Source organism: Halalkalibacter akibai JCM 9157, assembly GCF_000513135.1.
GTDB classification, from domain to species: domain Bacteria; phylum Bacillota; class Bacilli; order Bacillales; family Bacillaceae_D; genus Halalkalibacter; species Halalkalibacter akibai.
In genome coordinates, this window is the sequence record NZ_BAUV01000010.1 from 1 (window position 1) to 13,574 (window position 13,574).

12 protein-coding genes and 1 pseudogene are annotated in these 13,574 nt (G+C 37.2%); all 13 read left to right on the forward strand.

Features of this window, described 5'->3' with window-relative positions; translation table 11 throughout:
- The first annotated feature begins 90 nt into the window (after nt 1–90).
- Entirely contained in the window at nt 91–837 is a 747-nt protein-coding gene (locus JCM9157_RS07915) for a ClpP family protease (RefSeq protein ID WP_035663819.1), read from the forward strand.
- The gene (locus JCM9157_RS07920) at nt 834–1,055 is read left to right on the forward strand and encodes a YlzJ-like family protein (RefSeq protein WP_035663665.1); all 222 of its coding nucleotides are present in this window, start codon (nt 834–836) and stop codon (nt 1,053–1,055) included. The genes JCM9157_RS07915 and JCM9157_RS07920 overlap by 4 nt, the downstream gene beginning before the upstream one ends.
- A gap of 119 nt (nt 1,056–1,174) precedes the next feature.
- Nucleotides 1,175–3,502: an FtsK/SpoIIIE family DNA translocase gene (locus tag JCM9157_RS07925; protein ID WP_035663666.1), complete on the forward strand. Its 2,328-nt coding sequence runs from the start codon at nt 1,175–1,177 to the stop codon at nt 3,500–3,502.
- 30 nt (nt 3,503–3,532) lie between these two features.
- Nucleotides 3,533–4,252 carry a GntR family transcriptional regulator gene (locus JCM9157_RS07930; RefSeq protein ID WP_035663668.1) on the forward strand — a complete coding sequence of 240 codons (720 nt, stop codon included), beginning with the start codon at nt 3,533–3,535 and terminating at the stop codon, nt 4,250–4,252.
- Nucleotides 4,253–4,284: 32 nt separating this feature from the next.
- Nucleotides 4,285–5,577, forward strand: a complete 1,293-nt coding sequence (yfmF, locus tag JCM9157_RS07935; protein WP_035663670.1) for an EF-P 5-aminopentanol modification-associated protein YfmF — start codon at nt 4,285–4,287, stop codon at nt 5,575–5,577.
- Complete coding sequence (gene yfmH / locus JCM9157_RS07940) at nt 5,574–6,869, forward strand: EF-P 5-aminopentanol modification-associated protein YfmH (protein WP_035663671.1); 1,296 nt, start codon at nt 5,574–5,576, stop codon at nt 6,867–6,869. Before yfmF ends, yfmH begins: the two co-directional genes overlap by 4 nt.
- 1 nt (nt 6,870) lies before the next feature.
- Nucleotides 6,871–7,589, forward strand: a pseudogene (gene ymfI, locus JCM9157_RS07945) (elongation factor P 5-aminopentanone reductase).
- A gap of 94 nt (nt 7,590–7,683) precedes the next feature.
- A complete protein-coding gene (locus tag JCM9157_RS07950; RefSeq protein WP_035663673.1) occupies nt 7,684–7,935 on the forward strand; it encodes a DUF3243 domain-containing protein in 252 nt (83 codons plus the stop codon).
- A 223-nt stretch (nt 7,936–8,158) separates the two neighbouring features.
- Nucleotides 8,159–8,932, forward strand: coding sequence for a DUF3388 domain-containing protein (locus tag JCM9157_RS07955; protein ID WP_035663675.1), 774 nt, complete (start codon nt 8,159–8,161; stop codon nt 8,930–8,932).
- 13 nt (nt 8,933–8,945) lie between these two features.
- On the forward strand, nt 8,946–9,848 hold the full coding sequence (locus JCM9157_RS07960; RefSeq protein ID WP_235714855.1) for a helix-turn-helix domain-containing protein: 903 nt from the start codon (nt 8,946–8,948) through the stop codon (nt 9,846–9,848).
- Between the two features lie 242 nt (nt 9,849–10,090).
- Nucleotides 10,091–10,669: a CDP-diacylglycerol--glycerol-3-phosphate 3-phosphatidyltransferase gene (gene pgsA, locus JCM9157_RS07965; protein WP_035663677.1), complete on the forward strand. Its 579-nt coding sequence runs from the start codon at nt 10,091–10,093 to the stop codon at nt 10,667–10,669.
- A gap of 15 nt (nt 10,670–10,684) precedes the next feature.
- Nucleotides 10,685–11,938, forward strand: a complete 1,254-nt coding sequence (locus tag JCM9157_RS07970; RefSeq protein WP_035663680.1) for a competence/damage-inducible protein A — start codon at nt 10,685–10,687, stop codon at nt 11,936–11,938.
- Nucleotides 11,935–13,563, forward strand: coding sequence for a DEAD/DEAH box helicase (locus tag JCM9157_RS07975; RefSeq protein ID WP_052013018.1), 1,629 nt, complete (start codon nt 11,935–11,937; stop codon nt 13,561–13,563). Before JCM9157_RS07970 ends, JCM9157_RS07975 begins: the two co-directional genes overlap by 4 nt.
- The last annotated feature ends 11 nt before the right edge of the window (nt 13,564–13,574 follow it).

Below are 13,574 nucleotides of genomic sequence, written 5' to 3' on the forward strand. Positions count from 1 at the left end.
ACTTAAAAAACATAACTGTAGTTGGATGAAATAAGCACAACAAGTTCATACTACTCCTAGATATGTAAAAGGAGGAAGTTGTGAATGACGATGGATAATCCGAACCCAGAACAACAACCAGCGCCTTCCGCGCCACCACAAAAAGATAATAAAGGTTCAGGAATCATAGAGAAAATTCAAGAACTAGGTCAAACGAATGTACCTGATATGGGACAATCAAACATTCACTGTATGACAGTTGTGGGGCAAATAGAAGGGCATATGCAACTACCACCACAAAATAAAACGACTAAATATGAACATATAATTCCGCAGCTAGTTGCTATAGAGCAAAACCCTAAAATTGAAGGATTGTTACTAGTATTAAATACCGTTGGTGGAGATGTAGAAGCAGGCCTGGCTATTTCTGAGATGATTGCTTCCATGTCTAAACCATCTGTCACACTTGTTTTAGGGGGAGGTCATTCGATAGGTGTGCCAATTGCTGTAGCAGCAAATCACTCTTTTATTGCGGAGACAGCAACGATGACGATTCACCCTGTCAGATTAACTGGTTTAGTTATAGGAGTACCTCAAACGTTTGAATATCTTGATAAAATGCAGGATCGTGTCATCAACTTCGTAACGAAGCACTCCACGATCACTGAGGATAAGTTCAAAGAACTAATGTTTTCTAAAGGGAATTTAACAAGAGATATTGGAACAAATGTTGTCGGTACGGATGCAGTAAAATATGGTTTAATCAATGAAGTTGGCGGAATAGGGCAAGCCCTTAAAAAATTAAATCAATTAATAGATCAAAATAAATCAAGCCAACAAGGAGATGTAGTTCAATGATTCTTTATACGATGATGCCCCATGAGTATATCTTTCCTGAAGAAGAACAAAATTGGACATCGCAACAAGTCATATCTTGTGAAGCAGGGCATTTAGTCGTTGAACAAATTAATCATACTCAATATCGTATTGTTCGGTTATTAAGTGGGAATGCCATGAATTATCTTGATGAAAAATATGCACCGGGTTCGATAATTCAAGCAAAACCGCAACTTTAGTTATGTAGACTGGCAATTTCTTATGATATAATTAATTTCATCCAAGCGTGGTCGAAGCAGCCTATTTTGGCTGCTTCTTGTATAGGTTGGTTAGATACAGTAGTAAAGGGTGAAATTGTATGGCAAGGCGTAAGAAAAAAAGAAAAACCGAGTGGAAGTCACAGCTTACGTATGAATTAATTGGTCTCGGTCTACTAGTCATTGCCGTTGTAACTTTTGCAAGATTAGGTAGTGTTGGCGAAACATTTGTAAGACTTTTTAGATTCTTTCTAGGTGAATGGTTTATTGTTTTAGCAATTGGTTTATTAGTCATTTCTTTATACATAATGATTAAAAGACAGAATCCGAAGTTGTGGTCTCGGAGAATATCTGGATTATATGTAATTATTCTTTCATTTGTTTTATTTAGTCACGTGGGTCTTTTCCATCAACTAAGTGGAAAAGAAGGATTTCAAGACCAATCCGTAATTCGTAACACATGGCATTTATTTTGGATGGAAATGAGAGGAGAAACTCCGCCTTCTGATTTAGGAGGGGGGATGATTGGTTCTATTGCTTTTGCAATTAGTCATTTTTTATTTGCGGAGATGGGAACGTATTTCTTATGTTTTGTCTTGTTTATCATTGGCTTTATATTACTAACAGGTAAGTCAATTTCTGAACTTCTCGGTAAAGCTATAAGAAAATTTTATTTATTTACTCTTGATACATTTAGTAGTCTGATACAAGAACTAAAATTGGTGAAAGAGAAGGCTACAGAGCGTATCCAAGAAGAAAGAGAAGTTCAAAAAGCAAGGAAAAAAGCTCTAGTTGAGGAAAGCAAGGCTAATGAGAATGTTGATTCTGATCAAGAATTAATAGACAAGATAGAACCAGAAATTGTTGACTTTACTCAAAAAGCTTATAGAGAGCCCGAACAGAAGAAAGAAGTGACAAAACAGAAAGACACGCAAGATGATGGACAAGAAGAAGATGTGCAAACGCCTCTTGTAACAGTTACTGCCACAGAAACAAACGAAGCTTACAAACTACCTAGTGTTGACATATTGAAACTACCAAATAATCCGAGTCAAATTAATGAGAAAAGACACTTAACCGCTAATGCTAAGAAGTTAGAGGATACACTAGAAAGTTTTGGTGTTAAGGCTAGGGTCTCAAAAGTTCATTTAGGTCCTGCAGTGACTAAGTATGAAGTAAATCCAAGTGTAGGTGTTAAAGTTAGTAAGATTGTTAATTTGGCTGATGACTTAGCTTTAGCTCTAGCGGCCAAGGATATACGGATTGAAGCACCGATTCCTGGTAAATCGGCAATTGGAATCGAAGTTCCTAATCAAGAGGTGGCTATTGTAACTCTTCGAGAGGTGCTTGATTCTCCAGAAGGAGCGAGTGATAAAAGCGTGCTTGCGGTCGGACTGGGAAGGGATATTTCAGGTGAACCTGTTTTTGCACATCTGAATAAAATGCCTCACTTACTTGTTGCTGGTGCAACAGGGAGTGGTAAGAGTGTTTGTATTAACGGAATCATTACGAGTATTTTATTGAATGCAAAACCACATGAAGTTAAATTAATGATGATTGATCCTAAAATGGTTGAATTAACCATTTATAATGGAATACCGCATTTGTTAACACCGGTTGTGACCGAACCTAAAAAAGCATCTCAGGCTTTGAAAAAAGTGGTAGCAGAGATGGAAAGACGTTACGACTTATTCTCTCATAGCGGGACTAGAAATATCGAAGGGTATAATGATCTAGTAAAACGCCAAAATGAAGAAGAGGAAGCAAAACAACCACTTTTGCCGTATATTGTTGTTATTGTGGACGAGTTAGCTGATCTAATGATGGTTGCTTCTGGCGATGTAGAAGATTCTATTGCTAGGTTGGCTCAAATGGCTCGTGCAGCAGGAATTCACATGATTATTGCAACACAACGTCCATCTGTTGACGTTATTACAGGTGTAATTAAAGCGAATATTCCGTCTAGAATAGCGTTTGGAGTCTCATCCCAAATTGATTCGCGTACCATTTTAGATTCTGGTGGAGCAGAGAAACTTTTAGGAAGAGGAGATATGCTTTACATGCCGGTTGGGGCAACAAAGCCTAAACGAATACAAGGGGCATTTCTTTCAGATGGTGAAGTAGAAGAGGTAGTGAACTTTGTTATTTCGCAACAAAAAGCTCAATATCAAGAAGAGATGGCTCCTTCTGAAGAACAAGTTGTAACAGAAAAGGTAGAGGATGATTTATATGATTCCGCAGTAGAATTAGTAATGGAACTAAACACCGCCTCCGTATCAATGTTACAAAGAAGATTTAGAATTGGATATACAAGAGCAGCTAGATTAATTGATGAAATGGAAGTCCGGGGTATTGTTGGCCCTTATGAAGGAAGTAAACCGAGAGAAGTTCTTGTTGATAAACCGAGAGAAGATGAGGCTTCCTCATAATGAAGGGATTGTGCAAAAGGGGTGCAGAGTGTGATTAAAGCAGACCACAGACCATTGTATTTACAAGTAATAGATCGTATCAAAGACGATATTGATCAAAAAGTTTATGAAGAAGGGGAGAAACTCCCCTCTGAATTTGAACTTTCTAAAATTTTAGGAGTTAGTCGTGCTACCTTAAGGGAAGCATTACGTCTTCTAGAAGAAGAAGGAGTAGTTGTACGTAGGCATGGAGTGGGAACCTTTGTTCATTCGAAACCACTTTTTTCAGCAGGGATTGAGGAGCTATATAGTGTCACAGATATGATTGTAAAGGCGAACATGCAACCTGGTACCATCTTTTTATCATCTTCCGTTAAAGAAGCAACAGAGGATGATCGTAGAAAATTTTCGAACGAAAATATTACTGAGATGATGGAGATTGAACGTGTAAGAACAGCAGATGGTTCTCCTGTTGTCTACTGTTTGGATAAGATTCCAAATGATCTTGTTAAAAACCATTCCATACATGAAACAAAATCAATTTTTCGTTTTTTAGAGGAACTAGGTCGAGATATTACTTATGCTGTTACTTATATTGAACCAATTGGCTATCATGATCATGTATCTGAGATATTAGAGTGTGATCCAGGATCGTCATTGTTGTTACTAAAGCAAATGCACTATGATCAGTCAGAACAACCTTTATTATATTCTTTAAACTATTTTCGTGCAGATAAATTTAAGTTTCACGTAGTAAGAAAAAGAGTATAAGCATAACCTATGTAAGATTGGTAAAGGAGATGATGAGCGTGGAGCAATTAGCGGAAACTGTTCATGAATTAAAAGGGTTAACAGTTCATTCCATGAAAACAAGTAAATATAAAACCAATTCACTTATTTTAATGATAAAAGCACCGCTAACAAAAGAAACGGTGGCAATGCGGGCATTACTTCCGCACTTATTACAAAATGGTACGGCAAAAAGTCCAACTAGAAAGCAATTGCGTGAACGTCTTGATGACATGTATGGGGCTATGCTTGCAACGGATGTTCAAAAAAAAGGTGAAGAACACGTTATTACTATTCGTTTGGATGTTGCGAATGAACGGTTTTTAACGGACTCCACACCTTTATTTGAACAAGCCATTGAGTTGTTAGCTGAAGTAGTTTTCGAACCGAATCTAGAAGGTAATTCATTCTCAAAATCTGTTGTCGAAAGCGAAAAGCGCTCTCTTAAACAACGGATTCAATCCGTTTATGATGACAAAATGCGTTATGCTAATGTGCGTGTAACAGAAGAGATGTGTACGAATGAGCCATTTGCCCTAACTGCTTTTGGTCAAGAAGAAGAAGTTGATTCAATCACACCTGAAACGATGTTTAACTATTACAAAGAAGTATTAGCATCAAATCAATTTGATTTGTATATGGTTGGAGCCATAGATGACCGTCAAGCGGTAGAATTAGTTTCTTCTAAGTTTCAAAAATTGGCTGAAGCGAATTCTGTTACTTCAACGAAGACAACAGCTAGTCCTGAGATCGTTGACGTTAAAATTGTGAATGAAGAACAGGATGTGAAGCAAGGGAAACTGCACATGGGATTTAGAACTTATACTACTTATGGCGATGATGACTATGTTGCCATGCAGGTGTGCAATGGACTTTATGGTGCGTTTTCACATTCAAAACTTTTTATTAATGTTCGTGAAAAAGAAAGTTTAGCTTACTACGCTGCATCAAGATATGAGAGTCATAAAGGAATTCTCATGGTCATGTCTGGAATCGAATTCAATAAATATGATCGCGCTGTTGAAATTATTAAAGAACAGTTTGAAGCAATGAAAAAAGGTGACTTTACTGATGCTGAAGTTGAACAAACAAAAGCGATGCTTAAAAACCAAATATTAGAAACGGCAGATGTTGCAAGAGGGTTAGTTGAAATATCCTACCATCAAGTTGTGAGTGGCAAAAAGCGTTCAATTAGCGAATGGATGACTGAAATTGATGCTGTTACAAAAGAGGATATTGTAAATGTCGCTCAAAAAGTTCGTTTGGATACAATTTATTTTTTAACAGGTAAGGAGGAGAACAAATGAAACCAGTTCAATTCTCTCAAGTAGAAGAAACTCTTTATCACGAAAAGCTCGATAATGGCTTAGACGTATACGTTCTTCCAAAAGAAGGTTTTAACAAAACGTTTGCTACCTTTACGACTAAATATGGTTCTATTGACCAACAATTCACTCCTCTTGGAAAAGATGAGGTGCTTAAAGTTCCTGATGGGATCGCTCACTTTTTGGAACACAAAATGTTTGAGGAAGAAGAGGGAGATGTGTTCCAAGATTTTAGTAAACAAGGTGCATCTGCTAACGCTTTTACTAGTTTCACTAGGACGGCCTATTTATTTTCGAGCACAACAAATGTTGAAAAAAACTTAGATACTCTTATTGATTTTGTTCAACATCCTTATTTTACAGAAGAAAACGTTGAGAAAGAAAAAGGCATTATCAACCAAGAAATTACGATGTATGATGATAACCCAGATTGGAGAGCTTACTTTGGGGTTATTGAGAACATGTTCCATACTCACCCTGTAAAAATTGATATTGCTGGCACTATTGAATCTATTTCAAAGATTACGAAAGATTTATTGTATACTTGTTACGAAACTTTTTACCATCCAGCTAACATGCTTTTGTTTGTTACTGGGCCTGTTGATCCACATCAGGTAATGGAACAAGTAAAAGAAAATCAATCTAATAAAACGTTCGCAAAGCCAGAAGAAATTAAACGTTTCTTTGATGATGAACCAGATACAGTTGCTAAAGAAAAGCATGTCATTTCAATGCCTGTCCAAACCCCTAAATGTCTGATGGGCTTTAAAGAAAAAGGAGCTACCCGTCAAGGTAATGATTTATTAAAAAGGGAGCTATCTTTAAATGTTCTCCTGGATCTTATGTTTGGTCAAAGCTCCGATAACTATCAGGCGTTATTTGATGAAGGATTAATTGATGATTCATTCTCCTTTGATTACTCTGCTGAGGAGGGTTTTGGCTTTACGATTATTGGTGGGGATACAATGTATCCTGATAAGCTTTCTAATCGAATTAAAGAAATGGTAGAAAAATTCAAGAAAACAAATTTAACGGGTGCGCAAGTAGATCGTGCAATTAAGAAAAAAATTGGTTCATTCCTTCGTTCGTTAAATTCACCAGAGTATATTGCAAACCAGTTTACTAGGTATGAATTTAACAACATGAATTTATTTGATGTTGTTTCTATGCTTGAGAGTCTGAATGCAGATCATTTGCAAGAAGTTCTTGAAGATCACTTCCAATTTGAACGATTCACAGTGTGTCAAGTGAAAGCAGAGGGGTTTGAAGAGTAACGTGAAAAATATATTAATTACGGGAGCATCAGGAGGAATTGGCTCTGCGATTGCAAGAGAGCTGGCATCTCCAAGCTGCTCTCTTTTTTTGCATTATAGTACGAGTCTGGAAAAGATAAAGAATGCAGCAAAGGAATGTCGTGAAAAAGGAGCGACTGTTCACGTCATTCAAGCTGATTTAACTAAAGAAGCAGGTGATGAACAACTTCTGCGGGCAATTCCAAGCGACATTTCATTTGATATTATTGTTCATAATGCTGGCGTATCACACTTTGGTTTATTCACTGACATGACAAACCAAGAAATAAAAGATATCATGAATATCCATTTATTAAATCCAATGAAGATTACTCGAAGCCTTCTGCCTAATATGATATCGAAACAACACGGGAAAATCATTGTTATATCGTCTATTTGGGGCTTAACTGGTGCTTCTTGTGAAGTGACTTATTCAGCCGCTAAAGGAGGGTTAAACAGCTTTGTAAAAGGTTTAGCTAAAGAGTTAGCGCCAAGCCAAATCCAAGTTAATGGAGTCGCGCCAGGAGCGATTAATACGAACATGCTTAACGAAGATTTTCTCATAGATCTGACTGAAGAAATACCAGCAAATCGAATTGGAACCCTCGGGATGTAGCTCATGCTGTTGAATTTTTGAGCTCTAATCGAGCAAATTACATAAACGGACAGATCCTTTCAGTAAATGGAGCATGGTATTGTTAAATCACGAAAATAACATGAAAAAAGCTATATGATGAATAATCTTGTTTTTATTTGAAAAAATAAGATCGTAGTACATTACAAGGGAGGGCTTAATATGTCTGTACTTGACAATTGGGATCAATGGAAAGATTTTCTTGGAGATCGTTTAAACCAAGCTCAAAAAGAAGGAATGAATCAAAGTGTTGTGTCTGATGTTGCTTATCAAGTTGGTGAGTATTTGGCGCAGCAAGTTGAACCGAAAAATGAGCAAGAGCGCGTTTTAGCTGAGCTATGGAAAGTAGCAGATGAGCAAGAGCAACACGCAATTGCAAACATGATGGTTAAACTTGTTCAAAACGAAGGTTAATGTTTGTAAGAAAACGTCGCGTATCGCGACGTTTTTTTATCTTTATGGGCGACACATAATTTCCTTTAAAGGAAGCAAACTGTTATTAAGGGAACTATTAGAAAACTCATCTTTGTCAATGGACAATTATTTCCGACAAAGTTCTTTCATTTACATTCAAAATCAATTATGATGATAGTTAAGATGCATACAATGTCTTATTTACATACAAAGGGTGAGGTAAATGAGTTTGAAGGAATGGTATCTAGAATATCAAATACATAATAATAGACCTGGTTTACTTGGAGATATTTCTTCACTCTTAGGGATGTTAGCGATTAACATTGTTACGATTAATGGTGTTGACAACATGAAACGTGGAATGCTTATTAGAAGCTCCAATGATGACCAAGTCGCTAGATTTCAGGCAATCTTGGAAACAATAGAAGATATTAGTGTGATAAAAGTGAGAGAACCAAGATTACGGGATCGGCTCGCGATACGCCATGGTCGTTATATAGAGCGGGATGCTGATGACAAGAAAACATTTCGTTTTATCCGAACCGAACTTGGACTACTTGTTGATTTCATGGCTGAACAATTTAAACGTGATGGACATTTTCTAGTAGGTATTAGAGGGATGCCTCGTGTTGGGAAGACCGAGTCCGTTGTCGCAGCAAGTGTCTGTGCAAATAAAAGATGGTCGTTTATTTCTTCAACGTTGCTCAGACAAACGGTTAGAAGTACACTTGCTGAAGATGAAATGAGTGAAGATCATATTTTTATTATTGATGGAATTGTAACAACGATGCGATCAACAGAAAAACACCGTATGCTTGTCAGTGACATTATGAGGCTACCAGCAGTTAAAGTGGTTGAGCATCCAGATATTTTCGTACGTGAAACCGAGTACGAGTTAGATGATTTTGATTGCATTATTGAGCTACGGAATGATGACTCGGAAGAAATTACATACGAGGTAGTAGAATCAGGTTTTTCTTCTTTTGATATAAGTTAAAGAGTGTAGGTAGGTGTTAGGATTGTCAGAATTAGGTCAACATTTAAAGGAAATAAGAGAGCAAAAGGGTATATCATTAGACGACCTGCAACAAACGACCAAAATTCAAAAAAGATATTTAATTGCGATTGAGGAAGGACGCTTCGATACTTTACCGGGCATTTTCTATGCGAGAGCGTTTGTTAAAACGTATGCAGAAGCTATTGGATTAGATCCAGATCCATTGTTTGATCAATATAAGAACGAGTTGCCAAATCCTCAACGGGAAGCTGTGACTTTGCCATCACGTTCTGAACGTACAAAAACAGTTACGCCACCCAAAAAAAGAAATAAGAAAAGTTCGTTCTTACCAGCGCTCGCAGCAATAATCTTTATTACAGCTGTAGTAGTGGGGATTTGGATTATGGCTCAAGGTAGTGGAGCTAGGGAAGACGGAGCCATTGCTCCAGATGATAGTGAAAACTTAGATGCAGAATTTGCAGACGAAGTTGGAATTCCTGAAGAACCTGAGTCTGAGGAAGAAACAGGGACCGAAGAAACAGAAGAGCTAGATGAAGTAGAAGAGGAAGAGGTTGAACCAGAGCCGGAACCATCTTTCACCTTGACTTTTATTGAAAGCTCTGGCAATACATCTTACTTTGAAATGAAAGATGGACAATTGTCCGATGTATTGATTGAACTAAATGGTAGTTCATATATCGATGTTAAAAATGCTTTGGGAAGAGTATTTTATAGCGGTCAACCTCCAACAGGGGAAAAAGTAACTCTTGATTTATCAGCGGAGGAACGAATTGTTTTTAACTTTGGTGCATCGCAAAACGTTGATTTCTTTATTAACGGTGAGGAGTTTGAGTTTCCTCTAGATAGAACGCATCAAAAGGTTGATATTATAATCATTGATGAAGCTGAAGAGTAAAAAGAGACTCAGAAGTCCTCACGGGGACGAACGAAACGTTCAAGCTGCTAGTGTTTAGCAGAAACCGAACTTAGTATTTCGTCCCTTGTGAGTCTGGAGTCTTTTTTTATTTGAATAATGGTTGAATTTATCAATTTGACTTAATTATGGTACAATGTTTATAACCTGTCTTAATATCAGATTTTAAAGTGAGAAAGTAAATGTTTTTAAAATGTTACACTGAATGAAGGAAGGGAACCTTGTTGAATTTACCAAATAAAATAACGATTTCTCGAATTTTTCTTATTCCATTATTTATGATTTTCCTATTAGTGCCTTTTTCGTTTGGTGACGTGAATTTTTTAGGTACGGTGATTCCGATTGCTCATTTGATCGGAGCAATTATTTTCATCATAGCGGCTGTTACTGACTTTTTAGATGGTTATCTAGCAAGAAAATATCAACTAGTTACTAATTTAGGTAAGTTTTTAGATCCATTAGCAGATAAGTTGTTAATAACCGCAGCATTAGTTGCGTTAGTTGAATTACAGCTTCTTGCAGCGTGGATTGCGATTATCATTATTAGTCGTGAATTTGCAGTCACTGGCATCAGGTTAGTTGCTGCGGCAGATGGGTCAGTTATTGCAGCTAGCCAATTAGGGAAATTAAAAACAATTACTCAAATTGTGGCAATATCAGCTTTAATGTTACATAATTTCCCATTCCAAGCAATCTCCTTACCTTTTGACATGATAGCTATATGGGTAGCAACGTTTTTAACAATCGTATCAGGGATCGAGTATTTCCAGAAAAACCAACATATTATTTTCAAATCAAAATAGAAGGCGGTCGATACAATGAACGCTGAAATTATTTCTGTGGGATCAGAACTATTGCTCGGGCAAATTGTAAATACAAATGCAACCTTCATCTCTCAAAAACTTGCCATTATAGGAGTAAATGTTTTTTATCAAACAACGGTTGGAGATAACTCCAAACGCTTAACAGAGGCATTGAGACAAGCTAGATCAAGATCAGATTTAGTTATTTTGACAGGTGGATTAGGTCCAACGAAAGACGATTTAACCAAAGAATCAGTTGCAGACCTTATTGGGAAACCGCTTGTTTATCATCAGGAATCGCTTCATTATATTGAAAACTATTTTAAAAAGCGAAATAAACCGATGTCTGAAAACAATAGAAAACAAGCGTTGGTTATAGAAGATAGTCAGGTTTTAGCAAATCATTTTGGCATGGCTCCAGGTATGATAGCCTCGTTTGAAGACTGTCAATTCATCTTATTGCCAGGACCACCTAAAGAAATGAAACCTATGTTTTTAAATGAATTACTCCCTTATTTAATAAACCAAATAGGTGGTATTGAATCAATCACTTCTAGAGTTTTAAGGTTTTTTGGTATTGGAGAGTCTCAACTTGAAACAGACTTACTTGATTTGATTGAATCTCAAACAAACCCGACAATCGCACCATTAGCTAATGAAGGAGAAGTAACATTAAGATTAACTGTAAAGCACTCAAATATAGAAGAGCAGAACCGGTTATTAGATGAAACTGAAGCACTTATCATGGATCGTGTCGGGGAGTATATGTATGGGTATGATGATACTTCATTGATGGAGCAGCTTTTTTTGCAATTGAATGAAAAACGCTGTACGATAGCTACAGCAGAAAGTTTAACTGGTGGTAAATTTTCAGGATTACTCACTTCTTTTTCAGGGGCTTCCTCTGTTTTTAGAGGAGGAGTGGTTTCATATGCCACGGACGTGAAGGAATCAGTTTTAGGTGTGTCGAAAGATGTAATTGATCGACATGGGGTAATAAGTAGTGAATGTGCCATTGAAATGGCCGCTTCAGCAAAAGAAAAATTAAATTCCGATATAGCTATTAGTTTTACTGGTGTGGCGGGTCCAGGTACTCAGGAAAACAAAGAGCCGGGTACAGTGTTCATTGGAATTGCTGGTTTATCAGCAGAGCCTATGTATTGTCAACTAAACTTAGCCGGTGGACGAGAAGCGGTTCGAGACCGTGCGATTAAATATGGATGTTTTTATTTATTGAACCAATTGAAAAGGTGGAATAAAGCGGAATGACAACGTATTTTAATGATTTTCAGATTTCAGATTCAATCAAACGAGCAATTAAAGACATGGGATTTGAAGAACCATCTCCCATACAAGAAAAAGCGATACCAGTTATTTTAGAGGGAGGAGATGTGATTGGACAAGCGCAAACCGGAACAGGTAAAACCGCTGCATTTGGAATTCCTGTAGTCGATAAAGTTACTTCTGACCGTTATGTCCAAGCTTTAATTTTAACTCCAACTAGAGAGCTTGCGATTCAAGTATCAGGTGAATTACAAAAGTTGTCTGTACATAAGTCGATTCGAACACTTCCTATTTATGGAGGTCAACAGATAGGACATCAAATACGTGCCTTAAAACAGGGTGTTCAAGTTGTAATTGGTACACCTGGTAGAATTATTGATCATTTAAAACGTCAAACACTTAAACTGGACCGAGTTCATACGGTCGTCCTAGATGAAGCTGATGAAATGCTAGATATGGGATTTGTTGAAGACATTGAGTCTATTCTTTCACAAGTGAATACAGAAAGACAAACGCTATTATTCTCAGCTACTATGCCTCAAGCAATTAGAAAGTTATCGCATAAGTACATGACTACCCCAAAAGTAGTAACCATTAACAAAGGGGAAGTAACAGCTCCTTTAATTGACCAAATGTACTATAAAGTGTTAGAAAGAAATAAAATTGAATCCCTGTGTCGAATTATTGATAGTGAAGACATTGAGTTAGGAATCTTATTCTGTCGCACAAAAAAAGGTGTTGCAGAATTGGCTGAAGCTTTACAAGCTCGCGGTTATTTGGCTGATGGGTTACATGGTGATTTAACACAGTCTCAGCGTGATGCTGTCATGAAGAAATTCAGAGATTCTTCCATTGAATTTTTAATTGCTACAGATGTAGCCGCCCGGGGTATTGATGTTGACAATGTGACTCATGTCATAAATTATGATATTCCGCAAGATCCAGAAAGTTACGTTCATCGGATTGGACGGACTGGTCGTGCAGGTCGTAAAGGTTTAGCTTTAACGCTAGTTACACCTCGCGAGATGAAACATTTACGTTCTATTGAACAAGAGATAAAGATGACTATTCCATCTCAGGATGTTCCAACTATTGAGGAAGTGGTTGTGAAACAACAAAATTCCTGGAAGAAATTAATTGCAGATGCAATTACGAACGGTGGAAAAGAAGTAGAGCTATTTACTCCTCTTGTTGAAGAGATTCTTAACGAGTATCCTGCTCGTGATGTGGTATCTGCACTTTTAAAACTAAATTTCTCTCCGTCTACAACGTCTGAAGAGTCTGGTTATAATTTTGGAGATACTGGTGCTGCAAAAGGAATGGTTCGTTTCTTTATCAATGTAGGTAGAAATGTCAACATGACTCCGAAAATACTAGTTGAAGCTATTTCTGAACTCGTTGGCATCCCAGGAAAAGCAATTGGGAAAATTGATATTTTTGAAAACTTTACGTTCGTAGAAGTTCCTGAGGAGTCGGCTCCATTCGTATACGAAGCCCTTCGTTACTCACGCATTAGTGGAGCTAGAATTAACCTAGAGCCTGCAAAACCACGTCCAAAGCGTGAACGCCCTGTTACACGTGAACAAAGGACAACTCCAACACGTCGTTAGTTATTAAATAA